Source organism: Pseudobdellovibrionaceae bacterium (assembly GCA_023954155.1).
Taxonomy (GTDB): domain Bacteria; phylum Bdellovibrionota; class Bdellovibrionia; order Bdellovibrionales; family UBA1609; genus JAMLIO01.
Genome location: JAMLIO010000006.1, coordinates 83,741 through 110,082, shown reverse-complemented (window position 1 = coordinate 110,082; position 26,342 = coordinate 83,741). Strand labels below are relative to the sequence as shown.

Sequence of the window (26,342 nt, the reverse complement as noted above, 5' to 3'; positions counted from 1 at the left end):
AAAAAAGATTCGTATAACTAAGGAGTCAGTGGCAAAAGCCGCGAAATCCAAGGTGGCAGGCGGTTTGAAGGCATAGGCAAGCTAAACTAAAAGAGACTCAGCTTGCAAAGTGTGCAGACTATAAAGTGACGATGGTTAGGGAAAAACAGTAGAGGAAGAATGAAATCAAGCAAGAAATATAACATTATCATTACTGGAAACCATCGTGCCCCTGTTAGAAAATTTACGATCTCCAGAAGTTGGATTCATTTTTCTTTATTTATTTTTGGTCTGTTTGTTTTGATCATGCTGTCTATGGTGGGGGATTACTTCCGTCTGATTGCACAAAATAACGAGAATAAAATTTTAAGATTAAAAAACGAACAGATGGAAGTTCAATACGACCGTCTGATCACCAAGTTAGAATCCCTAGAGTTACAAGTAGAAAGAGTAAAGTCTCTGTCTACAAAACTTAAAGCCATCACAGATGTGAATGATGAAGACCGAGAGATGGACTTGGTGTTCAACTCAGAACCTCGCCCTGGTGACACCATTTATCCTAACGAACAAGAAGCAGCGATGGCCGCAGAAAGAAAATCAGCCTCTTTGGCCTCTTCAAGTAGTGGCGTAACAGGGCTTTCGTTTTTTAAATGGCCTATCCTTGCAAGAACACCGAATGCCATTCAATCCACTTCCACTCAGTTTTTCTCAGATTTAGAAGTGCGCATTTGGGATTCTTCAAAAACAGCCCAAAACATGGAGTTAGAGCTTAACAAACTTTGGGATGATCTTTCTGAAAGAAGAGATCTTTTGGATTACACTCCTAGCATTATGCCCGCAGTGGGTTGGATCTCGTCTCAATTCGGTTATCGTAATGATCCGTTCACAGGCCGAGTCATCTTACATAAAGGCTTAGACGTGGCGGCTTCAGTGGGAACCACAGTGGTAGCGCCTGCGGCAGGGGTAGTGTCTTATGTGGGATATGAATCTGGTTACGGAAAGATTGTGTCTATTGACCACGGATTTGGTGTGGTCACCCGTTTTGCTCATAACTCAAAAGTATTTGTAAAATTAGGCCAACAGGTCAAGCGTCGCGAGAAGATTTCAGCCGTAGGAAGTACAGGCCGTTCCACTGGCCCTCACGTTCACTACGAAGTCCGCGTCAACGGAATCCCAGTAGATCCAAAGAACTATATTCTAGATTAAGTCTTGGTTATTCCATATATCCTTAGAAGCCCCCCAACACGAGCGGGTGCGAAGCGTCTTCGGCTTTCATCATAGATTTTGGATTAAGATTAAGAGAACCCCCTTGGGGTCTCCCCTTAATCTTAATCCAAAACCTATGCTGCAAGTCGGATACGCATCGCCCGACGTGAGGTGATCTTCTAAGGATATATGGAATAACCAAGACTTAATCTAGAATATAGTTCTTTGGGCCGTGGTTTTTAGTCGGTTGGTTTTTTGATTTGTCCTGTGGCTTCTAGGAAGTGTGAGAATTGGTCTACGATGATACCAGAGACGACGTCATTGTCGTTGGCTTTAACTTCTAAAGGTTCTCGGCCGTAGAAGTCTTCGGGTTTTAAGGTTCCGAATTCTTTTCGTTGCATGAATGTTTGGGTCAATGACGAATAGATCACAAGTTGTTTTGAGCCGTCAGGATATAACAGCACAAAAGAGTTACTCCATGCCGAATACCCGCCGTTGTTGTAGCCCACACGTTGTGAGGTGGTGGTCCCGACACTCATCCAGTCACCAAGAATAAAAGATTGGTGCGAGTCTGCGGTGACAGCATTTTGTGACCCTGTAGCGTGTGCTCTTGGAGACCCTTTCGCGCCGTTAGCACCTTGGTGTCCGTGAAAGTTAAGATGGGTAGGGTTTTCTTTGGGCCCATACACAAAGGACTCACCAAAGGGGAGCACAATCACACGTCCTGGGTGTAAGACAGGGATGGCATGAGCTTCAACTTCGATGCGTTTTTCTGGAGGAAGATTTTTAAGTACATCGTTTCGGGCTTGAAATACGTAAGTTAAAGGATCACTGATTCCAAGCATTCTCGAAGCATAAGTCAACTCGGCTAAGAAGAGTCCATTGATCACAGATTGAGCTTGGGGTTGTTTGTCGATCAAGGTTTTGGCCCAATAGCTGTGGTTAGAATCTGTAAGTACAATCTGTATGTCAGGTCTGATGGAAGTTAAAGCATTCACGACTTGAACGATTCCCATCATTTCTTTATGAAAGTCCAAGTCTCCATTGGTAAACTTTCGAATGAGCAGAGATGTTTGCTCGGCTTCATGTCGGTTGTGTGAATTACCATCAATGGGATCATGTAAAACAATCTTTTTAATAGAAGGATTGTTACGAATAAAGTTGGTGATCGAAGCCATATAAGCTTGGTCAGTGACCCGATCATGAAGATCACCAAGTACAATCACTTCAGCCCCATGTTGAACCTTTTCAACAATCAACTTGATGTCCACTTTGCCTTCTTGTTGTAGCTTTTCTTTGGCTGTGTCTCGAACAAAGTAACTGATGTTCATGTCAGTAAAGCCTTCAATACCTCTGTGACCTTTGAAGTAAACAGGGCGGACGTGCCATATATTTTGCGCTCCATCTCCCAGAGGACCAGCTTTGGAATCGGACTTTTCAAGAACTAAAAAACCATTCTTGTGATTGTTTTTAGCAAGTTCACTGGTTCTACCTTGTATGGCATGTTGAAAGGGATAACTGTTTTGACTTAAAGAGCCTGTGGACCAAATTTCTGTAGGTCTGATATGGTTACTGCCTGTGGGTTTTACTTTTAAAGTGAGTTGCGAGTGCCCCACAATCGTCAGCTGTCCTGGGTTGACCTGTCCTGGAGCATCCAAAGAGGCCAGCGGATTTTGGTTTTTCGTTAAAATAGGAATGTTCCAAAGTTTAAGATGAGCATTGGAGATGGTGTGCGTAAGAATATGAATTCTAGGATTAGAAATCAATCTCTTATCTAAGCCTTCTAAAATTTGACTGGTGGGAATCACAAGAATGTCATAATTTTTATCTTTGGCATATTTGAGCATGGTGGCCAGTTGGCTTTCCACAACAGGTATCCCCGCATTGACGGAAGTCACTAGAAACCCATCACGAGCTTCTAAGGCGGTCATGATTTCGGCCAGTTTTCTTTCGTTATAAATCTCTTCAGGGATAAAGCTTTTAAAGGCATTGGGGTTACGTTCGCGCGCTTTCTCTTCTACACCTTTAATGCCGCCTTTAAAAAGACTAAATGGACCAGCAGTTTCAGCTTCACCAATAAGCTCGCGTAAGGTTTCTACAGTAAAAGCTTTGCTTTCAATATCCATAGCCAGAGCCTTGTCTTTAGAAATGGCCACAAGAGCTTGCAACAATTTTTCTGGACTAGGTGATTGAGGACGGGTTTTTGTATGTTCGGCTTCGTCGGTATTTCTAATGACTCTGAGGTAAGCGGCAATCAATTTATTTTGTGCCTTTTGTAAGGCTTCAGGATTGGAACTTGCGACATCTTTAAAGAACTTATTTGAATCAGGTATAATAATCCTTAAAACTTCTTCGGTGACTTCCATTTTTTGTGCGATGGCTTCGTATGTGGGAAATCTTAATCTTTGCACAAGATGATCCGCAGAAAATGACTGAATCTTTTTGACTAATTCAGCCACTAAGCTGGGATTGGATTCGACGGAGGCCTTTAAAATATTAGCAACAGAACTAGGAGACTTTTCATGACTGAAGTACTCTTCAAGTTTACCTGTTTGCTCCATGGATTTAGTAAAGCGTGACGCAGTTCCAGAGGAATCTAAAAACCCAATAATGCTTCTGATTAGAATATTTTCAGGAGGAAGTTGATGGTTTTTTGAAAAGAACCTTGAAACTTCATGGACTAAAACACCATTAAAATTTTTGTGTTTATTGAAATCAAAAGATTTGGCAGGCTCATTCCAAAACGCCGTGAAATTAAAGGATTTAAATTCTGTAACTACTGGGGAGGGGATAACCTTAGGGGAGTTGCTACTTAAATACTTGACGCACATATTTGCCGAGGCGTTTTGAGCCATAAAAAGAATAACGATAGCCGTAAGAATAGTTTGTAATGCCGTCATTAGTTACCACCCTTGTTACTACTTAAAAATTTTGTACACAGTCTCTGTGAACGTTGGGATCGCACATGAGATAACAGATCTTGTGTAGAGACTGTTTGATCTTTTGAAATTTTAGTCCAAGCTCGAATCTCTTCTGGTGAGGCCTCTCTGGCAAACCCACCTTCAAACACGGTCCATCTATTGGCCCATCTTGCGCCGACTAAATCTGACTCAACGCCTGCATTTAAAAGTACAAATCTTATGGCGTCTTTGAATCTATATTCTCTAGAAAGTTCTGCGAGTTTTTGTCCAATTTTAGCAACATAACCAGGATGGTCTTCTGCCACAATCAAGGTGTGTTTGGCCTCTAGAGCATAGGATAGGTTTTGAGTGGTGCCTTCCACATGGGGCTTCAGCGGAGAAATTAAAAGCTGCTGGGCTGTCTCCACCACAGATTGCACTTTTCTTTCAGATAGACTGCGTCCCAGCTCAAGACCTTCGGTTAAGGACTCTAAGTTACGCACGATCACTTTGTTGCTCTCAGGACTTAGAGGTTCGGCAAACTTCAGATGCCCATCCTTTTCCATTTGTGAAAACAGATGCAAAAACTCAGTGAGCTTCTGATCTCGCGCTGTAGAGATGATCACACGCGACTGGTCCGAACTTTCAGACAAGGCCTTTTGTAACAACGTGAATGCGGGTCCTTGCCATGCGTCTCTGCGCCCTAAACCCTTATCAGCTCGGACCAGAGCTTGTTCGTAACTGGACAGAAGGTGACTTGGACCTTTGGGGTTAGAATTGGTTTTGTAATATTCAAATGTGATGTCAGGATTCACTTTATAAAATCCAGGACGAATGGTTAAAGGACGTCTTAAAAAAGGATCGGGCGTAAGTTTAACATCCGTCAAATCACCAAGAAGCCCGTCACCTTTCGCAAGACGAGAAAGAAGCCCGCGATACTCAGCGTATGAAAGTTCAATACGCTCGGGTTGGTTTTCTAAAAAAGCAGTTTGGGCCACAGAGTGAAGTTGATTGACTCTAACAAGAACCCAAGGCGTTTTCCATGTCGCTCTTGGCCCAGCATCATTCACTATAGTCCCATCAAAATCTAAAACATAAACCGTAGCGGCATAAAGAGGGTGAGTGATAAAAAGAGGACCGAATGCCATGAAAATAAAGAGACAGGCTCTCATTTTGAATTTTAAAAAGGTACAAAACATAATCTTCCCCATCACTAAAAATGTTCCCCAAGAAAAACAGCCTAGATACGCCGTAGCAGTATCAATATACGGTTTTTTTCAAAGATCATGTCAGGATGAAGTTTCAAAAAAAATTATACTGTAATCATGTAAATAATTTACTTTTTGCCAAACTCACATACATTATATGGACTTAGAACATATACACCGAAAATAGAAGTAGTATTTCGCGCCCGCCGTATGTGAGCTTCTCAGAGATAAGAGAAATCTAAACCCGTGCCTTGAGAGTGTCTTAAAATGAAGTAGGATAGAAAAAAGATGAGCAAAAAAAAAGCCCCCGAAACGGAGGCTTTGTTGAAGAACAGTCTGAAACGTTGGATTAACGTTTTGAGAACTGAACTGCACGACGGGCTTTGTGTAGACCGTATTTTTTTCTTTCCACCATACGAGGGTCACGAGTAAGAAGACCCGCAGCCTTAAGCTTAGGACGATTGGTTTCGTCAGTGTTGCAAAGAGCACGAGAAATACCGTGTCTGATGGCACCAGCTTGACCAGATAAACCGCCGCCAGCAACAGTGATGTAAGCATCGAATTGACCTTTGCTGCCAGTCACTTCAAAAGCTTGCCATACTAATTGTCTACGAGTGGGGTCAACGATGTACTCTTCAAGAGATTTTCCGTTGACAGTAATTTTGCCGCTTCCTTGTTTTAGGAACACACGAGCAGCGCTTGTTTTTCTTCTTCCAGTTGCGTAGTAAACGTTATCATTTGCCATTTATTGACCCCTTAAGCCTTGATCTCTAGAACTTCTGGTTGTTGAGCATCGTGAGGGTGCTCGGAACCTTTGTAAACTTTTAACTTCTTAATGATTTTGCGAGAAAGTTTGTTTTTGGGAAGCATACCTTCAACCGCATTGATGATGATCTGTTCAGGATTTTTATCAAGCATCTCTTGAACAGAAGTTTCTTTTAAACCACCAAAAAAACCAGTGTGTCTGTAGTACACTTTTTGATCCAGTTTACGACCTTTTAGAACGATCTTTTCTGGATTCACTACAACTACGAAATCACCAGTATCCACATGAGGAGTAAATGTAGGTTTGTTCTTTCCTCTTAAAACGTTAGCGATTTCTGTGGCCATACGACCTAATGTTTTTCCTTCAGCATCAACGATCCACCATTTTTCTTTAATGTCAGATGCTTTAGCACTCCAAGTTTTCATTTCAACCTCTGTTTTCTAGTGGCGTTTGGTGTATCCATTTCAACGCACATCAATCTATAAAAATGCACTTTATTAAGTATCTAATTCTACATACAAATGCTTTGTCTACTTATTACTTATGCCATTAGTAGATGCAAGCAAGATCGTCAGATTAGACCTAACAAGAGTGAAATTTTTAGAGTTTTAGGCACTTATTGTCAAGGTTTTCAGGATAATTCACCTTAAAAAGGGTCAATCCTTGGGCAGGGGCTGTAGAACCTGCAATTTGCCTATCTTTTGAGCTTAAAATGGACCGAATGGACTCTGGGCTGTGGCGCCTTTCCCAATGGCCATCTAAAAGGGTGCCTACGATGTTCCTCACCATTTGTTTTAAAAAGCCATTGCCTCGGATAAGGAACAGAACCTCCTCATCGTCTTGGGGGGATGGGCTCCACTGGGCCTCAAAAATATGTCTGACCGTGGTTTTTAGCTCAGTGCCAGAGGTTTGGAAGGCTTTAAAGTCGTGCTCGCCTAAAAGTGGCTGAGTGATCTGATTTAAATAATCTAGGTCCACCTTAGAACGAACCCAATATCCATATCTGGTTTTAAGTGGGTTAGGGGTGGGAGTGTTGAGCACTCGATACAAGTAGGTTTTGCTTTCAGCATCTCTGAGGCAGTGAAAGTCATCGGGGCAGCGATAAGCCTCTCGCACTACAACAGCGGAGGGTAAAAATCTATTTAGTCCCCTGACCATATCAAAACGGGCAAGGTCTCCATCATAATCAAAATGGGCCACTTGGTCTAAAGCGTGAACTCCAGCATCCGTGCGGCCAGAGCCTTGAGTGGAAATATCATTTTTCAAAAGAAGTTTGAGGGCGTTTTCAATGGCCCCTTGAACGGTGCGTCCCTCAGGTTGTTTTTGCCAACCCAAATAATCGGTGCCGTCATAACTGATGTGAATACGATATCTCATAAAGTGCTTTTGTGATTTTAACGAGACAAACTATATTCGATGTTTGCACTGGCATCAATCACTACACGACATTTCCTCAATAAAATTAAAACTCTAACCAGAGCCCGCCTACGATAGATGCGGAAGTGAATTTAAACTCTTGTTGAATGGCGATGTTTTGGCGGAATTCTACAGTTAAATAAGCTTGGTTGATTCCAAATTCAGCGTCTAAATCAAACTTTGCCGACTCTTCTAACCAACCTAAACCCAGCGCTACACCACCAGAAAAGTGTGCCCCAGCTTGGCCCAGGTATTTCATATTTTTAAAACTGCCATCCTGAATTTCTGTAGCCACCATGTAACTTAAGGCGGCTGTTCCGTAGGGGATAAAGATCTGTTCGTCATAAAACTCAAGGGCATACTGAAGACCTACTTCAATGGGTATGCCTATAAAGGTGTATTTTTCAGGGGCGGGAATGCCACTATAGTCACCAGAACCAAATATCCCGTTACCATTGGCAAAGATAAGTCCCGCACCTAATTTTAAGCGAGCAGCTTTTAAAATTTGAGGTACATTTTTATTGCGGAAGAAGGGCCATAGGTATTCAACAAACGCAGAGGGTTTAGCCGAGTTACCATAAACGTCTGTAAATTTATTTTGCGTGCGCTGATTCATAAGGTCTTTGAATAAAAATGCGCCACCTTTAACGGCAATCCCATACTTTTTGGGCGATTCTTTCACCCGATAGTAGTATTTGCCATCAGAGGTGATTTTATAAAGCCCCTTTTTTTGGTTGGGATGTTTGATGTAGTAGTGGCGGTTGGTCTCTTTGGGTTGTACGCGTTCCACAGGCGGAGCATTGAGACCCTTGATCTCATCCTCAACAATCTGTTGCGCTTCGCCTTCTTCCCAAACACTGTCTGTGGCAAAGCTAGAATCATCTTCAAAAGCAGGGGACTCAGCGTTTAAGTCCTCTTCTGGAAATCCTGTGTCGGCAGTTTCTTCATCGCCTCCGTCAAAAAGTGAGCTTTCATCAAAGGGATCGTTTTCAATATCTTCATCAGAGGCTTCGGATTCAGAGTTGTCTGAAGAGTTTGAATCTTGAAAGTCAAAGTTTTCAGTTTCTAAATCGAAGTCCTCTTCGGTATCTGCCTGAGCCAGGAGTGACTCGCTTGTTAATGTAAAAAGGCTGCTATCAAACTTTTCTTTGGTATGAGATAGAGTCGGGGGCGTAGTCGCAGCTTGTACGAAAGGAAAACTTCCCCATGCTAAACTGAAAAATAAAATAAGAAAAACTCTACGCATTATTAAATCGTAACTTGAAAATATCATTTAAACAAAGAGTTTAAGCGTCTCATCATGTGTCCCAGCTGATAAAACAGAATCCCAGCCAAGCTGATTGTAGAGAATAAGAAAACTAGACCTCCCCATGCTCCCCATGTGTTAAACATGCGAGCGGTAAAATAGAAAGGCCATAAACCTACTTGTAATACAGGTTTAAACTGGGGATGTTGATCAATCCACTGTGCGGCTTTGGGGCCATGTGTGTAATAAAATTTGATGAACTCTTTGCCCAAGGATGTCGTGTTTAAAAAACGTCTTCTAAATTCGCGCAAGGCCACCACTTGATAATCTGAAGATGTCCCACGTAAAGCCGTAGCAATAAAACATTGCAAGTCTTTATCCAAAATTCCGTAGACGGCACTAGGTACCGTGGCATAGGGGCAGGAGCTGGCTCCGACATAATATGTGAGATTGGTAGTAGGGTCAGGTGGGCTTGTTGCAGGAGAACATTCGGTTTTTGTAAGTATCGTATTATCACCTGTAAGGTGGGTGACGTTTCCTGCCATATCTACAGAAGCGACTCTTGCAAAAACTGCCTGATCGTTTCTTGTAAATTCTGTTTTGACTGTGTTGGATATAAAGGTGGTCTCATCTCCTGGAATTCTCAGGGAAATCTCCTTGGCCTTTCCCAAACGAGGTAAAGCGGTAGCAAAGCTATTTGAAGTATAAATAATAATACTTTTAAGCGGCACACTGACTCCGCCAGAACCGCCAGTTGCCACGGAATTGTCAATGAGACGTAGAGTGTTGATGATACCTTGGTCGGATTCTATGCGAACTTTACGATCACCAGGCCAAATTGCAAAGTCGCAAGTGAAATAGTGACCTACATCTGTGGCACCAGTAGGAACCGAGTTTCCGCTGGCATCAGTGATACTTCCTGGGCAAGGGGATTGAGAGCTGTGCCCATCAGTACCTGCGATAGAGGTTGCTCCTGGACTCACATTAAACAAACCCACCGCAGGATCAGGAGTAAAGATGATAGTCTTTAAGTTCACAGGATAGGGCACATCAGTCCCCGCAGAATTTCCAACTCCAACGGCCAACTGAATCGCTCCGTTATGGATGACGCCACTATCGACACAAACATCCATAGGCCCGGCGGGTGAGGTGATGGTGCCCATTCCCCCTCCAGCGCGTAAACAGATTTCGCTCCATTTGATTCTTACAGTATAGTTTCCTAATGAACCTTGTATGTTAGTGGGGCCTTGTACTGCGACGGGAATGTTATTTGTTCCTCCGCCTACAGTGTTGCTGACACGAACAAAAGCTAGAAGCTGTCGACTGTCTGTAAACTCTTGGGTGTCACTAAAAGAAATGGTCAACTCAGTGTCTTTGCCCACTTTTTTTCTATTACACCCAGGGAAAGTGACGCTTGGTAGTGTGGCGGGGTTGGCGCCTGAGTATGTGAGAGAAGGGTCATTGCAACTATCAAAGGTCTTTGCTGGGTCGGTACTATGGTTCACACCCAAAAAACTTCCATACACATCAAAGTTGTTGTCCCCGTTTTGCACTACAGCCGAAGCCCCATCAATTTTAACGGAGCCTGCAACGATCTGCGCTTGAGAAAGAGTGGGTGCAAATAATAAAAGTAAGGCGATCCATAGGGTCTTCATCCCTACTATTGTCTCGGAGACCGAATTGAAAATCAAGAAAAAGCCCTAGAGAGGGGCTTTGTTATGAATATAAGTGTTTTTAAGCTCTTTCGCTTTGGAAAGTTTAGTGGTCGTATAAAGTTTCTGCAATTTGAAGGGCATTCCACGCTGCGCCCTTTAAAAGATTATCAGCCACAACCCAAAATAACCATGTTTTGGGATCATAACGATCTTGGTGAATACGACCCACATAAGTGTCGGTCTGACCCGAAACTTGGCGCACGACAGGATACCCTTCTTCCATCACCACAAGGTTATCGACTTTTTTTAAAGCCTTGATGAACTGCTCTTTAGAGATGTCTTCTTTGAGGCGCACCCACACCGCTTCAGCATGACCGTTTAAGGAAGGAACACGCACTGTAAATGCACTGATGTTTAAATCAGGCAGATTTAAAATCTTGCGACTTTCACGCATGATCTTATCTTCTTCAGAGCAGAACCCATCATCCAAAAAAGATCCGATCTGCGGGATGGTATTAAAAGCAATAGGATGAGGGAAGGCCTTGGGTGTGTGCTCCTCAAGGGGTTTTACACTTTGGGCAAGTAGCTCTTCTTGGGCCTCTTTGCCCGCACCACTGACAGACTGGTAACTGGCCACACGTACACTTTCAATGGTGAAGTCTTGAGAGATGCCATAAAGAGGTAACATCAATTGGATAGTAGAGCAGTTCGGGTTGGCAAAAATAGTGGGCTTGTCTCTTTGAATCAGATGTTTATTCACCTCAGGAACGACCAAGGGAAAACGTTCGTCCATTCTAAACGCCGAAGAATTGTCCACAACAAATGTCCCTTGTTCTATAGCTACAGGAGCCCACTTTTCGCTGATGTCAGCTTCAGAAGAGACAAAAACTAAATCTAAACCTTTAAGGCTGTCTTTACTCGGAACTTCAATGGTGTAGGGTTTGCCGCGAAATTGAATCTGTTGTCCTGCACTTCGCTCGGAAGCAAAGGGGACTAAGTTTGTAATATCCAGAGGACTTTTTTCTAACAGATTTAAAAATGTGGTTCCAACAAGGCCCGTAGCCCCTAAAATTCCAATTTTAATAGGTCTTTTTGATTCCGTTGCGTTCATAAAATATTTCCTTTTAAGTGTTTTACACGCTTAAGTAGAAAAGTAAACTGAGTAAAATTCCACTGATCACGGGCATGGAAAAATTATCATCCACTTTGGGGATTTGGATCAGTTCTGCTACCCCCCCAATCAAACCCGCAAAGAGAGCCACATACAGCAAACGATCAGATGAAAAGTTGGTGTAATATAAAAATCCCACAGAAATTAAAAAACAAATGGCAAAACAAGCCATAAAGCCCTGAAGGGACTTATCGCCGATCTTGTCTCGACCATACTTGGACCCAAACCAAGAGGCGATGGGGTCACCCAGCATCACAAAAAGAAGACTGAGGGTAACTACTTCTTCGGAACAGAAAAGAAAGAGAATCCAAAACCCTGCGAGCATATAACTTAAACCCGTGAAGTGTTTCTTTTCTTCTTCACGCATAAAGGGGCGCATAAAAAATAGAACGATCTTTTGAAAAAAAGCAAAGCGCATACGCAAGTAATCGCAAGTGATCACAAAGGCAGCGGCGGCACTGCATAGACCTAAAGACACCTTTAGGGGCAATGTAGAATAAAGCCATAGGATAAAGGCTACGCCTAAAACGTGCCAAATCTTACGGGCAATGTGAAGGTCCTTTCTTGAGGCCAATTTTACATTCGTATTTTCTGACATAAGAACATTCTCCATCTCAAACTCCTTTTTTTCAAATTAAGACCAAATATTTTGAGGCCAGACGGCTCTTTTTTTAGCCTCAGGGATAAAGCTGGCTAGAGCGGCAATCTTATTGCACTCCACAAAGTCAGACTCTTTCCATCCTAAATGCTTTTCTAAAATATCGTATTCTACTAGCAAGCTAGACTCAAAAATCCCAGGGTCATCGCTGTTCACAGTGACCTTTACGCCTTTGTCTCTTAAAACGTTAATAGGATGGTCTTCATAAGTCGGCACGGCAGATGTGAGCCAATTACTTTTGGGGCAGACTTCTAGCACAGTTCCTGTTTTAACAACGTAATCTAAGACCTCAGGGTTTCTGTGAATCTGAATGCCGTGACCAATACGAGTAGCACCAAGTTCATCAATAGAAACAACTACATTTTGTTCAGAACCTTCGGCCAAGGCCTCTCCAGCGTGCACAGTAATAGACAGTCCATGTTTTTTAGCCTTTTGAAAAACGGGAGCATAAGGGCGAGCTTCAAAACCCACTTCATTGTCGGCAAGGTCTAAAGCAACAAAACTATCTTTGTTTTCAATGGCAAAGTCGGTGACTTTTTCTGCCACCTCTACCCCAAGGATTCTTTGAATAATACAAATCATGCCGACAGCCATGTTAAAATCTTTTTCAGCACGAGCCACGCCTTTAGAAAAAGCCTGATGAATCTGTTCAAAGCTAAAAGTATGTCCTAATTGTACAAAGGTGGGGGCATAACGAAGTTCAAGAATTTTGATTCCCTCTTTGTGGGCATCTTCACACGCCTCGTAAGCAATGCGCTCTAAAATTTCCAAAGAGCTAAGAAGTTTCTGTGTATCTAAAAACTTATGCAATACGGCACCCAAATCAGGCATCTGCTCTGGAATGACAAAGTGATGCTCGTAGGCCCCAGGAGACTTGAGGTCAAAACCGTGGGAAGGAGCTAGTTCTTGGATGGTGGAAGGGCGTAACGACAACTCTAAGTGTCGGTGCAATTCAACTTTGGGCATGTCAGTCCATTTTGAGTTCATGGAGTTCTCCTTTATTTTTTAATTTGGAGATATTAACGCAGCAGACATAGGTTTAAAAGCCTTAATCTTTGTGGCATTTATTTAAGTAATAAGGAGCCATTATGATTCAGCCATTAAATCGCCCTAACCCATTAGCCAAAGGCCCTCTTTCTGCGCCTAAATATTCAAAAACAGTTCAGACACAGTTTGGAGAGTTTCAAGTTGCAAGTCCAGAAGTGGTCAGAGGACTGATCGCACTGATGGACATGCAGGCGGTGTTGGGCGGAGCGGCAAGTCATTTTGGTGGCCCCTCGGCTTTAGCAGAAATCAACTCTGCGCTTTATGCTTATGTTTTTGATCGTGGAGGTTCGAACTGGATGGATCGTTTCCACTTAGTGAATGATGCGGGACACTGTGAAAATGGTCTGTATGCTTTGAAGGCCCTATATGGTTTTGCAGATTTAAGCATCGAAAGTTTAAAAGGGTTTCGCTCCATCAAGAGCCCTCTGACGGGTCACGGGGAGCATCATATTTTCCCAGAAGGTGTGTTCATCTCTAACGGTCCATTAGGGTCGGCTGTGGCACAAGCGCAAGGCTTAGCTGTGGCCGATAAATTTGCAGGAAACTCTCGGGTGACACTTCTGACTTTGTCTGATGGTGCGTGTATGGAAGGCGAAGTCAAAGAGGCTTTGACATCTATTCCTGGTCTTGCCCGTCAAGGTAAAATGAATCCATTTGTGGTCTTGATCAGTGATAACAACACTAAACTTTCTGGCCGTATTGATACGGATGCCTTTTCTATGCAGCCGACTTTTGAGAGTTTGACAACTTTGGGTTGGAACGTGGTCCACATCGAAGACGGACATGATTTAAAATCCTGCCTAGAGGCGATTGCTAACGCCATAGAAAACTGTAAACCCGATCAGCCTTGGGCCTTGCATTTTAAAACCATCAAAGGTTATGGGCATGGAGCTTCAGAAAAGTCCTCTTCGGGAGGACATGGTTTTCCTCTCAAAAAAGCAGAAGAGTTAGAGGGTTTTTTACAAGAGGTTCTTAAAGGCGAATCTATGCCGCCAGAATTTTCTCCATGGCTTGAGGAGTTGAAAAACTACAAGCCCGATAGTTCTAATTATACGTATAAAAGTAAAAGCTGGTCATGGCTTAACGATCACAAAGATGAAAAGATTCAAACAGGAATCTCTAAAGCATTGATAGATTATAAAAATAAAAACTATCCGATCATTTCAGTCACCTCTGATCTGCCAGGTTCAACAGGGGTGGCGGAATTTAGAAAAGCCTTTCCTGAATCTTGCATTGATGTCGGCGTGGCAGAAAGCAATATGGTCAGTTTAGGTGCGGGATTATCCAAAGTGGGATACATCCCAGTGGTGGACACCTTTGCACAGTTTGGTGTGACTAAAGGAGCCTTACCATTAACGATGGCCAATCTGTCTTGTGCACCTGTGATTGCGGTCTTCTCTCATACAGGTTTTCAAGATGCGGCCGATGGAGCTTCTCACCAAGCTTTAAGTTACTTTTCTATGGTAGCGTCTATCCCTTACACTAAGGTGTTTGCATTGTCGTCTTCAGAAGAAGCTTATGAACTTATGGGACAGGCTTTAGAAGAGTATAAGTCGTCTTTAGAAAGTGGGAAGACTCCTTACTCTTACATCTTCTTTTTAGGACGTGAAAACTTTAAGCCTTCGTGGAAGCAAGGTCTAAAGTATAAATTGGGTAAAGCCCAAGTGATTGCAGAATCTTCAGAATCTTTAGCTACAGTGGTGGCAGCAGGGTCTTTATTAACACAAGCCATGCGCGCTTTAGACCAGTTAGAACAAACGGGACAAACTATGGATGTGATTCACCCTTCATCTTTGAATCATATAGATTTAACTCCCATTGTACGGTCCTTACAAAATACAGGAGGCAAACTGATTGTGATGGAAGACCATCAACAGATTGCAGGTTTTGGGCAGCACTTGGTGGGTGAGATCACCAAGAGTCATCCAGGTTTAATCACTGAGTATCAATCTTTAGGTGTTGAGGGCCACTTTGGACAAAGTGCCTATCAAGCCGATGAGCTTTACCGCAAACATAAAATGGATGCACAGGCATTGCTTGATTGCCTATAGTTGATCATAATAAAGGAACAAAAGGGGTGCCTAGAATGAAAGCGATGAAAGCATTAGCCGTATCTACAGTTTTATTTTTGTCTTCACTGGCTGTGGCGGGTGAGTATCAGCATTTGATAGATGGAAGCGTGAACCTTTCTAACACCAGAACCACTTCTGACTCTGCGGGAGAAAGTAAGGTCAACCAGTTTGAACTTTTTGTGAAGTACCGCAATCAAATCCAACCCAGTTTGTATTTGGTTTCAGGTTTTAGTTTTTTAGACTCTGCGACCATCAATGCCTTTGGACTTGAACTGGGAATTGAAAAGGACATTTTTGGCCGAAGTGAAAATGTCGAGATTGGACCTGGTGTTGTGGCAGGGTTTACAGATGGGGAATACGGCACTCAAGACTACCGCAGTTTTGGTTTTATGCCTTATGCGTTTTTAAGAAGTTTTATTGGCGGCAGCCGCGCTTATGTCATGTGGATGCTGGGGTATCAATTCACATTTGCTGATCGTGATGGTGTTGACGAAAAGTCTCGTGGGATCACGATGTCCTTTGGATTTGGACTCGGCTTTTAATTAAGCCTTGTCCTTTTCTGAAGACTTAGATTTGGAAGATTGAGCTTCGTCAGAATTAGATTCAATTCTTTCGGCTTTAGCAGAGTCTGTCACATCTAAAGTGTCATCTTCGTTTAAAGCTTTTTTGAAATCGCGGATTGATTTTCCTAGTGACTTGCCAATGTCTGGAAGTTTTTTAGGGCCTACAAAAAATATCAATACAATCACTACAAGTATGATAAGTTGCCAATATCCGACAGCCATACACCCTCCGAATTTAGAGTTAAGGTACTTCTAACTATTGTCACTGATCGGAGTTTTTGTCCAATCCTTTTCGTATTTTAGGTACTGCTCACTCCAGAATGCGATCTGATAATCTGAAAGCATTGAGGTCCACTGTCCCAGCGTAAGAGCCATAGGAAAGCTCTTCTGTGACAACAGTCCCATCTTACGGCGATCTCCTTTGCGTTCAAAGTCATCAATTTCAATCTGTGTAAGTTCAGTAAGTTGTCGGAAGGCTTGGGCAATGGCCGTACTTTCGATATTAAACAGTCCCAACTCCATTTTTAGAACCTGTTGCTGTTCTTCCTCTTTTAACCAGTCACAGGCTTGGTCAAAAGTGGTGTGGCCTAAAACATAGCCCGTTAATAGAATCATAAACAGATAGTGAGTGGGGGCATTTTTACGAAACTCAAGTGTGGCTTTGATCAGCAATTCATAAAACCAAGAGCGAGCCGTTGGATTTTCAAATAGAAAATTCAAATGCGGACTGAGTTGTTCTAAAACTCCTAAATCATAAAGTTGAATGAAAGCGGCATAGGGATTTTTAAGTCGTAAAAATTTTAAAATCTCCTCGCGACGTCTGGGTAATGCTGTGTCTTTCAGACTATGAGCGTGTTTGGTGATGTTTTCCTTAAGCTCAGGATCAATACGACACCCTGTTTTATGGGCTAAACGAATAGCGCGCAGAATGCGAATGGGGTCTTCTAATAATCGTACATTAGGGTCGCCAATCATCCGAAGTTTACGCGCCTTAAGGTCTATCAATCCGTCAGCATGATCTACAATTTGGCCTCTGACAGGATCGTAAAATAGGGCATTCAGAGTGAAGTCTCTACGGTGGGCATCCTCTTCGGGAGAGCCAAATAAATTATCCCCCTCTAAGTCATCATTTTCTAAATCTTCAGCGGTAGGGGCTCGTCTGAAAGTAGAGATTTCAAATTGCTCTTCATCTCTTTTGGCTAAAACCAAACGGAAGCGGCGGCCGATGATAAACGAGTTGCCGATGAGTTTTTTAACCTGTCGGGGACGAGCCGTAGTGCTGATATCAAAATCTTTGGGTTCTATGCCTACCAGAAGGTCTCTGACGCATCCTCCCACAAGATAGGTTTCAAAGCCGTTTTCTTGTAGGGCTTTCACGATCCCCAGCGCGTGGCTGTTAATCCATTTGTGGTTCAATCTCAGTTTCGACTTCAAGTGGTTCTGGCTCCCAAGTTGTAAATCATCTCGCAGATGTGTCTCATAAGCATTATGATGCTGATCAAATCTAATTTGTAGCCTTTAATTTTTAAAGGATGGATTATCGTTAATTCTTGAGCCGCTATTTGACAAGATCAAATATAGCTCTATTACTTTAAACATGTCGATATTGGAAAACTTATTCATCAGAGAGTACGGGCGAGCCCAGAATGAGGCTCCCACTTTGGTCTTTATTCATGGCCTACTGGGGTGGGGTTTGAATTGGAGCCCAATTATTAAGCACTTTGAGCAAGATTATCATATCATCACTTACGACCAACGCGGGCATGGTCGATCTTTCCATCCCCCATCTTACAAAACCGAAGACTACGCCATGGATCTGTTAGAGCTTTTGGATGCAAAAGACATCCAGACGGCTCACTTGGTGGGACACTCTATGGGAGGGCGAACGGCCCTTGATTTTGTGGTGAAGCACCCTGGTCGCACTTTATCTTTGGTGTTGGAAGACATTGGCCCCAGTCCAGAACCTGAAGAGACATTGTCCACGCAACAGATGATTCTGCGTGTGCCTGTGCCTTTTAAGTCTAAAGAAGAGATGGATCGTTTTTTTGAAGAGGAGTTCTTTTTGAAAAAAGCCAGTGGTGATAAGCAAAAGCAGGTGATGGCGCAGTTTTTAAAAGCCAACTTGCAAAGGCAGCCTAATGGTGAAATCAACTGGCGCTTCTCTTTGGATGGGGTTTTAAAAACCATCGAAGAGGGCTTTACACCGCGTTGGGCTGAATTTAAGTGTTTAGAGGTTCCTACTTTTGTGGTGCGCGGAGAAAAATCTAGACATTTACGCCAAGAGACTTATGAAATGATGCTCAAAAGTGCTCCAGATATTAGGGGTGTGGTGATTGCCGATGCTGGGCATTGGGTGCATTACCAAAAACCCGAAGAATTTTCAGCACATGTGTTGCAGTTTCTACAGAATTTAGGTTAAAGCTAAAGTGCATTTATTGATTTTGGAGCTAGGGAGCTGTTTTGGATTTTAAAAGCTTAGGGTTACATGAGGCCCTATTACAGAACTTGGAAAAATTAGGGTTAAAAGAACCCACCCCCATTCAACAAGAGTCCATTCCCACCATTTTACAGAAAAAAGACGTGGCAGGATTAGCGCAGACGGGAACGGGAAAAACCGCCGCCTTTTTATTACCGACCATTCACCGCATTTTAGATTCGATCATAGAACCCCAAGGGCCTATGGCTTTTGAAGAGTGGGGAGCTCAAAGCTTCTGTTTGATTCTTGTGCCCACTCGTGAGTTGGCCGAGCAGGTCAATCAAAATATCGAATCCTTAAGTTGCGAAGGCAAAATCAAATCCGCGGTGATCATTGGTGGTAAAGAGTACGAAGAGCAGATTCGCAAAATCTCTGAAGGCGTGGACTTCATTGTGGCTACTCCAGGTCGACTGATTGATCTTTATAAAGAAAAGAAAGTGGACTTAAATTTAGTACGTTCTGTGATTTTTGACGAGGCCGACAGAATGTTTGACATGGGCTTTAAGGATGACATGGTTTATCTCTTACAAAGAGTCCCTGCGGATCGTCAGCTTTTAATGTTTAGTGCGACGATGAATTTTGATGTGCTCAATGTGGCTTATGAATTTGGCTCTGAGCCTGTTGAAGTCAACATTGATAAAGATCAAGCCCGTGCAGAAAACGTGGATGATGCCATATTTCATGTGGGTCAGGATGAAAAGCCCCAGTTCTTATTGTCGTTGCTTAAAAAGATCAACCCCTCACAAGGAATCATCTTTAGTAACTTTAAAAGAAACATTCCTAAACTGGAAAAGTTTTTGATTGATAATGGGTATAAAACCCAAGGGATATCCAGTTCTTTAAACCAAAACCAACGCCACCGTGTGATGGAAAAATTTAAAGAAGGCCAGGTGCAAGTTCTTGTCGCTACGGATGTCGCAGCCAGAGGACTAGACATCAAAGGTGTGGATTTGGTGATTAACTTTGAACTCCCCGACGACCCTGAAAACTACGTGCATCGAATCGGTCGTACGGGTCGTGCAGGTGAAAAAGGGATTGCTTACAGTTTGGTGTCTGACCGTGATGTGTTGGCGTTAAACCGTATCGAAGATTATGTGGGTAATAAAGTGCAAGTGGGATGGATGGAAGACACAGAGTTGGTTAAAGACTTTAAGTCCTTCCCGTATCACTATGATGCCGAGTCAGGTTTAGATCGTGTGCAAAAGAAATCGCGTATAGATCGTTTGCAAGAAGATCGCCCGAGAGGAAAGAGACGAGATAAAAAACGTCCTTTTAAAGAAGGGCGAGGTGGTAAGCCGACGGATAACCGTAGTAGTGGTAGACCTGCGGATCATCGTGGGAGCAAACCTAACGACAACTATGAGGCACAACGAGCTGAAGGCACGGGGGCTTCTTTTAAAGATAAGAAGTATAAAAAAGATTTTAAACGTCCTGCAAAATCAGGCGACAACGCGAATTTTAAAAAGAAAAAACCAAGTGATAAAAGCAAAGGTTTCAAAGCCCAAGGCCAACGTTACGATAACTTTAAGACCCGCAAACGCACAGTGACTTCCACTCAAACGGGTGCCACTTCTTCTGGCGGATTATTTTCTAAAGTCAAAAAACTTTTTGGTCTATAAGGCGACGGCCGCAGAAGATTCGCGGCAAGCGGCCGCAAAAATATTTACGGTAAACGGCTGTAAGCTTTTGAAGTGCAAAAATTTAATTTTAAATCCAAAGTTTAAAGGCAGGCTTACGCTTTAAGTTAAGAGCCTAAAGCCATTTAAAATTTCTGTAGATTTGATTGCAAGCTTTAAGCTCTTGTTTGAAGCTCTCTTGGTGGGAACTGCATGTGAGGATCACCACGGTTTTATCTTTTTTAAATAAAACTTGTCGCAATTGTATAGGCGAACCGTTTTGCTTGAGGTCTACAAGGTAGGCCGACTGGTTGTTAATTTTAAGTGGACGTTGCGATAAAATCTCAAAACCAAAGCGATTATAATCACGCACAGATCGACCAATGTATTTCAGCAAAGACAGGTCCTGCTCTAGAGTTTCAGATCGGACTGTCATTTTGGCTTGTGAACTACTTTTAGGATTGATGAATTGGGTCTGCACCGATGAATTCTCAGGTGTGGGCACCATAAGCCAATCTGTATGGGCAGGACTGATTTGGAAGTCGTCTTTACCAAAATAAATGTCCTGCTCTTGTGTGCCTAAGAGTTCAGAAATATTCAGAGCCGTAGGTGTGGCTAGTGCATACCCAAGAGGAATGAAAGTTAAAAAAAGAAGAGTAATAAGCTTCTGCAAGCAGTTCATCATTTAATGATATGCTGAATTGCTTTCTGAACCAATGAAAAAGGAGAAATTTCTTTCACTTTGTTTAAAACCACCATTTGTTGCTCTTGGTTAGGACTTACGTGGGGGTGCTGCTCAGTCTTTTGAATGTCCACATAGATTTCATGGTGGGTGATATTATGTTTATAGTCGAACTTTTGCGGTTTGGTTTTAAGTTTCTGCGCGTCTCCAGGAGGCACCCACTTGTTATTTAAAAACAGAGGAGCGACGGGAGCGGGGCTGCTGTTTTTAGCCTTAGTGGGCAAAGAGGTTTTCGTATAGTGGGCTTTGTTTTCGGAAACTTGAGGGGAGACCATCTCTGGTTTTGCATTTGAAGTCGATACTGTTTTGTTGTGCACGAGAAGAATTTGATCCTTGTGGATGTACATCTGGGGCTGCCATAACCAAATTTCTTTTTGCTTTTTAGATTTTTTAATGGGCAGTACGTTTTGAGTTTGTTGCTGTAAAGCTAAACAGTCTTTAGACCATGGGCATAGCATACAGGTGGGCGACTTAGGAGTGCAGACAGTGGCTCCGAGTTCCATCAAAGCTTGATTGGCATCAGAAGGGTTAGTGGCCTTTTGTGCCAGAGCATCAGACCAATTTTGAATTTCGACCTGGGTTTTACGATTCCACCAAGGCTCAGAAAAATTAAAAAGCCGCGTGTAAACACGAATCACATTTCCATCTACCACGCCCACGCGTTCACCAAAGGCTTGGCTTGAAATGGCTCTTGAGGCGTAGGGGCCAATACCTGGAACCTTTAACAGGTCTTCATAACTGGAGCTAAAACCCTCGGTGGCAAAGATCTGTGCAGCCTTATGGATGTTTCTGGCTCTAGAGTAGTATCCTAAACCTGTCCATAACTCATAGACCTTTTCTAGTGGGGCTTTGGCCAAGCTTTGCACATCAGGAAAGGCGTGCATAAAACGTTCAAAGTAGGGGATGACGGCTGCCGTTGTGGTTTGTTGCAGCATGATCTCGGAAATCCAAATTTTGTAGGGATCGCGATCTGTACGCCATGGAAGAGGCCTTTGGCGCTCTCTAAACCAGTTTTCAAGAGTATGAATATCATGTGTTTTCGGAGCTTTGAGTGCCATTATTTATGTGTTATAACACGGTGTTTTTTTAACAAGGAAGGGTTTTTTGATCCACCATGAATTTTGGCCCACCTCATTACTGCACTTGCCAGTTTATATCTACGCGCTTGGACAAGCTTTGCGCTTTAGATCACTGAACTATTTTGTGTGGGCCAATCCCAAAATTGCAACGGGCGGACTTAAGGGATACTCAAGATATAAAATCTTGCAGCACGTTCCTGAGTCGCATTTGCCTGCTACAGTTTTGGTTTTTGCCTCGGCAACACCAGAGGATGTAGAAAAACTTTGGTCTGAAAAAGGCGGAGCATTTCCTATAGTGGTTAAGCCCGACTTGGGTGGCAGCCAAGGTTTTGGTGTCAAACTCATCAACGATCAGGAAGAGCTGTTAAAATATCATAAAAAAGTAAAGTACAACTATTTAATTCAAACTTATGTGGATGAACCCGAAGAGTTTGGAGTTTTTGTTCTTCGCACCTCAGAAGGGTTTCAAATCAGTTCTTTAGTGCAAAAAGATTTTTTGATTTTGCATGGCGATGGCCGATCTTCTATTAAGGAATTATTTTATAAACACGGTCGAGCCAGTCAGTTCATCAGCGTTCACGAGTTGCCTCATTACAGCGAAAGAATTTTAGAGGTCGGTCAGAATGTGTGGCTGCAACCGCTAGGGAGTCGCCGTAAGGGCACAAGGTTCGTAAATGCGAACAGCATTATTGATGAGTCGTTGACGGATCACTTTCAAATTTTAACTAAACATATCCCACAATTTTTCTATGGCCGTTTGGAAGTGCGTGCAGAGTCCGTAAGGGCCTTGTCAGAGGGACGATTTAAAGTGATGGATATCAGCGGTGTGGGCTCGGTCCCTGGGCACATTTATGATTCAGGGTACAAATGGACTCAAGCGATCAAAGATATATTGTGGCATTGGAAAAGACTCAGCGACATCGTCAATGTGAATCGCAAAAGACTCTCTAAAGAGTCCGCGAGCACGACCTATAAGACCATTTTTTTTTCTAAAGGCAGTGATGTATGAAGTCGGGACATGAAGATTTAAGCCTTACGCAATCACAGTCCACTTCTAAAACCAACAAGAGTGTGGCGTTTGCAAGTCCAAAAGATTTTGCTGAGATTTGGCAGACGCTTTTGCAAGAAGGACATTTAGAACAAATTTTAAAATCCGTAGCGTCTTTGCTGCAAGAGTCTAGAGTAGCTCATTACAAGTCGGCCCTTGAGAGATCACAAACCGAAGACTACCAACTGGTTGAAGAGGGAGCCTCGATTCCAGATGTGATCACGTCGTTACAGCAGTACATGCAAAAAGCCGTCAATACTCAAAGCCCCTATTTTTTGAATCAACTTTATGGTGGGGCTCATCCTTTGGCTGTACTTGCGGAATTTGTGACGGCCTTTATGAACACCTCTATGGCCACTTATGAAATTGCTCCTGTGGCCACGATGATGGAAAATGAGATTTTAAAGGCTTTAGCGTCACTGACAGACTGGCCAGAGATTGATGGACTTTTTGTTCCTGGAGGCAGTTACGCCAACATGATGGCCTTTCATGTGGCCCGCTACCATAAGTGCCCGCAAGTGAAGTCGCAGGGACAAGATTCCAAATTGTGTGTGTATGTCAGTGATCAGGCTCATTATAGTATCCAAAAGGCAGCTCATCTTTTGGGTTTTGGCGAAAATGCGGTTCGTATTATTGCCAGTGACAGTAAATATAAAATGTCACCTGTGTATTTGGAAAAACAAATCTTGCAAGACTTATCCCAAGGTCTTCGTCCGTGTGCGGTGGTGTCCACGTTAGGCACTACGGTTTTTGGAGCCTTAGATCCCATCAAAGACATTCAAGCTGTCTGCAAAAAATATGGAGTCTGGCACCATGTGGATGCCGCATGGGGTGGACCCTTGATCTTTACTTCCAAAGACCTGCAAAATGATCTGCGCGATGTGGATTCCATCACCTATGACTTTCATAAACTTTTTGGGGCAGGTGTGACCAAAGCTTTGTTTGTCACCTCTCATGCAGAGATTTTGGAACAGACTAACTCTTGTATGGGGACCGAGTACATCTTTCACGAAGAGCCTGATTCGGAGTGGGATACGGGTGTTAAGGCTTTACAATGTGGTCGTAAGGTAGAGGCTTTAACGCTTTGGACGCTGTGGAAGTATTTAGGCCAGCAGGGCTTTAAAGATTATATAGATCGTTTTTTAACACTTCAAAACTTCGCAATCACAGAATTGCGCCAAAGGGGATTCGAGCTTCTGCACGAACCTGAGTATTTGAACTTGTGTTTTAAGGTTCCTGTCGCCAAAAACTCTTCGCAGATGTTAAGCGACTCTCAGCACACAAGGTTGCGGCAAAGTCTGATTCATGGAGGAGAGCTGTTTGTCAATTATTCCAGTGATTCTAAAAATGGCGTTTTTATTCGTTTAGTTTTAAGTCATCTTCAAATCAACGAGCTGACATTGCAAAGAACTTTTGATCTAATTGAAGAGGCGAGGATGAAATGTTGAAAAAAGGAAAAGAGATTATGATCAAGTCGACATTAAGTGCGGTATTTTTATTTGCTATGGGTTGCTACAATAAAGTGACACAAAAAACACCAGAGGTGGGGACGATGACAGAACGCCAAGCGGCTTCGGCTGAGCTTTTAAAAATGGAGTTGACCACCTTAGATGGCAAAAAGACCTCTTTAAAAGATATGCCCGCTAAGGCGTATTTGGTTGTGAACACGGCTTCAAAGTGTGGCTTCACCTACCAGTATGAAGGTTTAGAAAAATTAAACAAAGAGTTTGGTCCCAAGGGCTTACAAGTTTTAGGTTTTCCTAGCAACGACTTTGGCTCTCAAGAGCCTGGATCAGCTGAAGAGATCAAAACGTTTTGCAAGATCAACTTTGGTGTCACATTTCCTTTATTTGCTAAAGCTCCAGTCAAAGGCGAAGACAAACAAGAGTTCTACAAATATCTTTTACAAGCTTCAGAAAAAAACTCTGAAATCCTTTGGAACTTCGAAAAGTTCCTTTTAAGTTCTAAGGGCGAAGTTTTAAAAAGATACAACTCCAAAGTAAACCCCGAAGACATCGCCCCTGATTTGAAAGAGATTTTGTAATTAAAAGGTTTTAACTTTCTTTTAGGAGAAGCACTACGATGTGTGTCAAATATAACCTATGCTGTAAATGAAAACTAAATTGTAAAATTTTTTTGACCTAGGTCTAGATTTCGTTTTCTTCTTTGATCCAAATAAAAAAACTTAATTTTATATTTATCTATTCAATCCAAAGGTTTACATATACAAAAATAATTACGTGCCAAAGATTTGTGCTATTTGAGATTGTGGGTAACGGATTAAAAACTTTTCTTTTTTAATCTTGATGAATACCCTTTATGCAAAAAGGAGATTGTATGAAGGGGAGTTTTTTGTTTTTAATTATTTTATTTAGTTTTATATACACAGAAAGCGTCTGCGCCAAAGAGCAAGAAAAATCTAAAACAACCCCAGATATCAATATACAAGTTTCGGGCATAGACCTGGTTCAAAGCGTGGGCTTGAGTGGTGATTATAGTATAAATCGTGAGAGCACAGTTTTGATGTATTCAGCTGCTCCAACAAGATCAGGTAAGCCAATAAAAAAAATAGAGTGGACCTACAATGGAGTAACATGGGAAGGATGGAGTTTTTTTCCTTATATCTCAGAAGATAAAGGTTCTACGATTACGGTCAAAGTTACAGACGATGACGATGATTACGAGACAAAAGATATTGATTTGGAGTTTGCTGACTTTTGTGAAGAAGAAACACAAGACAGTAATTTTGGATTTTGTTTAAAAAGTAATAACTTTTCAGGTGATGGTGAATTTATTGCCTTAAATCAGCCTTTTCTTAGTTTCTATTTGGCTCATGGTGAAACTTTAAATGGAAATTTGTCTGATAGACAAGTACTTTTGGTTTCAGAAAGCACGGGTGAGAGCGTAGATATTACGGCCGCTACAAGTTTATCGGGTTCAAATTTGGTTATTAACATGTTAGCCTTAGGCTCATCTTTAACGATTGATCTAAATGATAAATTTTATCTTAGTTTGTATGGAAATTACGATACAATTTCAGCGACCTTTGATTATGAGAACACAAATGCAAGATCAAAAAGTTTTAAGTTAGGTAGCTCTGCGCTTAGTCTTAATTTTGGCGAAACGGCTAACCAATTAAGTATTTACAGTTCTGATACACCCTTTGGAAAAGTGTTAGTAAGTGGTATCGGAACTAGTACATATAGTTTATCCTACCTTCCTGCAGGTCATTATGTGATTCATGTAGAAAACGCGACCAAAGAAGGCTATGCGCAGGTGTATGTCAATCCAGAAGAACTGGTAAGCATAAGTTTTAGTATGCAATCTAAGAATCCAATAAGTTCTGGCAGAACGGCACTTGCCGACAGCTATACAGTGACGTCAACTTCATTATTTAATAAGAGCAGTAGTTTATTAAAACAAGCTCCAATTTCTAAGAAAGAAAAACTTAAAAATAAGTTATTAGAATTACAAAAAAATATGCTGATTTAAGT

General features: G+C 42.3%; 23 protein-coding genes. 9 read left to right on the top strand and 14 right to left on the bottom strand.

What is annotated here, in order from left to right; translation table 11 throughout:
* The first annotated feature begins 159 nt into the window (after positions 1–159).
* Positions 160–1,185 carry a M23 family metallopeptidase gene (locus M9899_08435; GenBank protein ID MCO5114189.1) on the top strand — a complete coding sequence of 342 codons (1,026 nt, stop codon included), beginning with the start codon at positions 160–162 and terminating at the stop codon, positions 1,183–1,185.
* Positions 1,186–1,424: 239 nt separating this feature from the next.
* Here the strand turns inward: M9899_08435 and M9899_08430 are convergent, their stop codons facing one another.
* The 10 genes from M9899_08430 to add form a co-directional block, all read right to left on the bottom strand.
* Positions 1,425–4,085 carry a hypothetical protein gene (locus M9899_08430; GenBank protein ID MCO5114188.1) on the bottom strand — a complete coding sequence of 887 codons (2,661 nt, stop codon included), beginning with the start codon at positions 4,083–4,085 and terminating at the stop codon, positions 1,425–1,427.
* Positions 4,085–5,284, bottom strand: coding sequence for a hypothetical protein (locus M9899_08425; GenBank protein ID MCO5114187.1), 1,200 nt, complete (start codon positions 5,282–5,284; stop codon positions 4,085–4,087). The genes M9899_08430 and M9899_08425 overlap by 1 nt, the downstream gene beginning before the upstream one ends.
* A 358-nt stretch (positions 5,285–5,642) precedes the next feature.
* Entirely contained in the window at positions 5,643–6,038 is a 396-nt protein-coding gene (gene rpsI / locus M9899_08420) for a 30S ribosomal protein S9 (GenBank protein ID MCO5114186.1), read from the bottom strand.
* Between the two features lie 11 nt (positions 6,039–6,049).
* Entirely contained in the window at positions 6,050–6,484 is a 435-nt protein-coding gene (gene rplM, locus M9899_08415) for a 50S ribosomal protein L13 (protein MCO5114185.1), read from the bottom strand.
* Positions 6,485–6,659: 175 nt separating this feature from the next.
* Positions 6,660–7,436: a tRNA pseudouridine(38-40) synthase TruA gene (gene truA / locus M9899_08410; protein ID MCO5114184.1), complete on the bottom strand. Its 777-nt coding sequence runs from the start codon at positions 7,434–7,436 to the stop codon at positions 6,660–6,662.
* Between the two features lie 85 nt (positions 7,437–7,521).
* The gene (locus M9899_08405; protein ID MCO5114183.1) at positions 7,522–8,721 is read right to left on the bottom strand and encodes a hypothetical protein; all 1,200 of its coding nucleotides are present in this window, start codon (positions 8,719–8,721) and stop codon (positions 7,522–7,524) included.
* 23 nt (positions 8,722–8,744) lie between these two features.
* Positions 8,745–10,376, bottom strand: a complete 1,632-nt coding sequence (locus M9899_08400; protein MCO5114182.1) for a hypothetical protein — start codon at positions 10,374–10,376, stop codon at positions 8,745–8,747.
* A 103-nt stretch (positions 10,377–10,479) separates the two neighbouring features.
* Entirely contained in the window at positions 10,480–11,487 is a 1,008-nt protein-coding gene (locus M9899_08395) for an aspartate-semialdehyde dehydrogenase (GenBank protein ID MCO5114181.1), read from the bottom strand.
* 22 nt (positions 11,488–11,509) lie between these two features.
* Positions 11,510–12,160, bottom strand: coding sequence for a hypothetical protein (locus M9899_08390; protein ID MCO5114180.1), 651 nt, complete (start codon positions 12,158–12,160; stop codon positions 11,510–11,512).
* A gap of 21 nt (positions 12,161–12,181) precedes the next feature.
* Complete coding sequence (gene add / locus M9899_08385; protein MCO5114179.1) at positions 12,182–13,192, bottom strand: adenosine deaminase; 1,011 nt, start codon at positions 13,190–13,192, stop codon at positions 12,182–12,184.
* Between the two features lie 101 nt (positions 13,193–13,293).
* On the opposite strand from add, the gene M9899_08380 reads away from it, so the two are divergent.
* Positions 13,294–15,303 (top strand): thiamine pyrophosphate-dependent enzyme, encoded by a 2,010-nt coding sequence (locus tag M9899_08380; GenBank protein ID MCO5114178.1) that lies wholly within the window; start codon positions 13,294–13,296, stop codon positions 15,301–15,303.
* A 35-nt stretch (positions 15,304–15,338) separates the two neighbouring features.
* On the top strand, positions 15,339–15,866 hold the full coding sequence (locus M9899_08375) for a hypothetical protein (protein ID MCO5114177.1): 528 nt from the start codon (positions 15,339–15,341) through the stop codon (positions 15,864–15,866).
* Here the strand turns inward: M9899_08375 and tatA are convergent, their stop codons facing one another.
* Together tatA and M9899_08365 are read right to left on the bottom strand one after the other, a co-directional pair.
* The gene (gene tatA / locus M9899_08370) at positions 15,867–16,109 is read right to left on the bottom strand and encodes a twin-arginine translocase TatA/TatE family subunit (protein ID MCO5114176.1); all 243 of its coding nucleotides are present in this window, start codon (positions 16,107–16,109) and stop codon (positions 15,867–15,869) included.
* 30 nt (positions 16,110–16,139) lie between these two features.
* A complete protein-coding gene (locus M9899_08365; GenBank protein MCO5114175.1) occupies positions 16,140–17,321 on the bottom strand; it encodes a poly(A) polymerase in 1,182 nt (393 codons plus the stop codon).
* A 163-nt stretch (positions 17,322–17,484) separates the two neighbouring features.
* Between M9899_08365 and M9899_08360 the strand changes: the two genes are divergently transcribed.
* Both M9899_08360 and M9899_08355 read left to right on the top strand, forming a co-directional pair.
* Positions 17,485–18,306, top strand: a complete 822-nt coding sequence (locus M9899_08360; GenBank protein MCO5114174.1) for an alpha/beta hydrolase — start codon at positions 17,485–17,487, stop codon at positions 18,304–18,306.
* A 41-nt stretch (positions 18,307–18,347) separates the two neighbouring features.
* Complete coding sequence (locus tag M9899_08355; GenBank protein ID MCO5114173.1) at positions 18,348–19,982, top strand: DEAD/DEAH box helicase; 1,635 nt, start codon at positions 18,348–18,350, stop codon at positions 19,980–19,982.
* A gap of 133 nt (positions 19,983–20,115) precedes the next feature.
* Here the strand turns inward: M9899_08355 and M9899_08350 are convergent, their stop codons facing one another.
* Together M9899_08350 and M9899_08345 are read right to left on the bottom strand one after the other, a co-directional pair.
* Entirely contained in the window at positions 20,116–20,652 is a 537-nt protein-coding gene (locus M9899_08350; GenBank protein MCO5114172.1) for a DUF1795 domain-containing protein, read from the bottom strand.
* Positions 20,653–20,660: 8 nt separating this feature from the next.
* Positions 20,661–21,779, bottom strand: a complete 1,119-nt coding sequence (locus tag M9899_08345) for an A/G-specific adenine glycosylase (GenBank protein MCO5114171.1) — start codon at positions 21,777–21,779, stop codon at positions 20,661–20,663.
* 46 nt (positions 21,780–21,825) lie between these two features.
* Between M9899_08345 and M9899_08340 the strand changes: the two genes are divergently transcribed.
* From M9899_08340 to M9899_08325, 4 genes are all read left to right on the top strand, one after another.
* Positions 21,826–22,809 carry a hypothetical protein gene (locus M9899_08340; GenBank protein ID MCO5114170.1) on the top strand — a complete coding sequence of 328 codons (984 nt, stop codon included), beginning with the start codon at positions 21,826–21,828 and terminating at the stop codon, positions 22,807–22,809.
* Entirely contained in the window at positions 22,806–24,296 is a 1,491-nt protein-coding gene (locus tag M9899_08335) for an aminotransferase class V-fold PLP-dependent enzyme (GenBank protein MCO5114169.1), read from the top strand. The genes M9899_08340 and M9899_08335 overlap by 4 nt, the downstream gene beginning before the upstream one ends.
* Before the next feature lie 17 nt (positions 24,297–24,313).
* Positions 24,314–24,892, top strand: a complete 579-nt coding sequence (locus M9899_08330) for a glutathione peroxidase (protein ID MCO5114168.1) — start codon at positions 24,314–24,316, stop codon at positions 24,890–24,892.
* A gap of 293 nt (positions 24,893–25,185) precedes the next feature.
* Entirely contained in the window at positions 25,186–26,340 is a 1,155-nt protein-coding gene (locus M9899_08325) for a hypothetical protein (protein MCO5114167.1), read from the top strand.
* Positions 26,341–26,342 lie beyond the last annotated feature (2 nt).

Excerpts from the sequence above, each read along its gene's own strand:
- M9899_08435 (MCO5114189.1), top strand. The coding sequence starts at position 160 with ATGAAATCAAGCAAGAAATATAACATTATCATTACTGGAAACCATCGT.
- rpsI (MCO5114186.1), bottom strand. The coding sequence starts at position 6,038 with ATGGCAAATGATAACGTTTACTACGCAACTGGAAGAAGAAAAACAAGC.
- M9899_08400 (MCO5114182.1), bottom strand. The coding sequence starts at position 10,376 with ATGAAGACCCTATGGATCGCCTTACTTTTATTATTTGCACCCACTCTT.
- M9899_08430 (MCO5114188.1), bottom strand. The coding sequence starts at position 4,085 with ATGACGGCATTACAAACTATTCTTACGGCTATCGTTATTCTTTTTATG.
- M9899_08390 (MCO5114180.1), bottom strand. The coding sequence starts at position 12,160 with ATGGAGAATGTTCTTATGTCAGAAAATACGAATGTAAAATTGGCCTCA.
- M9899_08380 (MCO5114178.1), top strand. The coding sequence starts at position 13,294 with ATGATTCAGCCATTAAATCGCCCTAACCCATTAGCCAAAGGCCCTCTT.
- add (MCO5114179.1), bottom strand. The coding sequence starts at position 13,192 with ATGAACTCAAAATGGACTGACATGCCCAAAGTTGAATTGCACCGACAC.
- M9899_08335 (MCO5114169.1), top strand. The coding sequence starts at position 22,806 with ATGAAGTCGGGACATGAAGATTTAAGCCTTACGCAATCACAGTCCACT.
- M9899_08405 (MCO5114183.1), bottom strand. The coding sequence starts at position 8,721 with ATGCGTAGAGTTTTTCTTATTTTATTTTTCAGTTTAGCATGGGGAAGT.
- M9899_08375 (MCO5114177.1), top strand. The coding sequence starts at position 15,339 with ATGAAAGCGATGAAAGCATTAGCCGTATCTACAGTTTTATTTTTGTCT.
- tatA (MCO5114176.1), bottom strand. The coding sequence starts at position 16,109 with ATGGCTGTCGGATATTGGCAACTTATCATACTTGTAGTGATTGTATTG.
- M9899_08345 (MCO5114171.1), bottom strand. The coding sequence starts at position 21,779 with ATGGCACTCAAAGCTCCGAAAACACATGATATTCATACTCTTGAAAAC.
- M9899_08360 (MCO5114174.1), top strand. The coding sequence starts at position 17,485 with ATGTCGATATTGGAAAACTTATTCATCAGAGAGTACGGGCGAGCCCAG.
- truA (MCO5114184.1), bottom strand. The coding sequence starts at position 7,436 with ATGAGATATCGTATTCACATCAGTTATGACGGCACCGATTATTTGGGT.
- M9899_08330 (MCO5114168.1), top strand. The coding sequence starts at position 24,314 with ATGATCAAGTCGACATTAAGTGCGGTATTTTTATTTGCTATGGGTTGC.
- M9899_08425 (MCO5114187.1), bottom strand. The coding sequence starts at position 5,284 with ATGTTTTGTACCTTTTTAAAATTCAAAATGAGAGCCTGTCTCTTTATT.
- M9899_08325 (MCO5114167.1), top strand. The coding sequence starts at position 25,186 with ATGAAGGGGAGTTTTTTGTTTTTAATTATTTTATTTAGTTTTATATAC.
- M9899_08395 (MCO5114181.1), bottom strand. The coding sequence starts at position 11,487 with ATGAACGCAACGGAATCAAAAAGACCTATTAAAATTGGAATTTTAGGG.
- rplM (MCO5114185.1), bottom strand. The coding sequence starts at position 6,484 with ATGAAAACTTGGAGTGCTAAAGCATCTGACATTAAAGAAAAATGGTGG.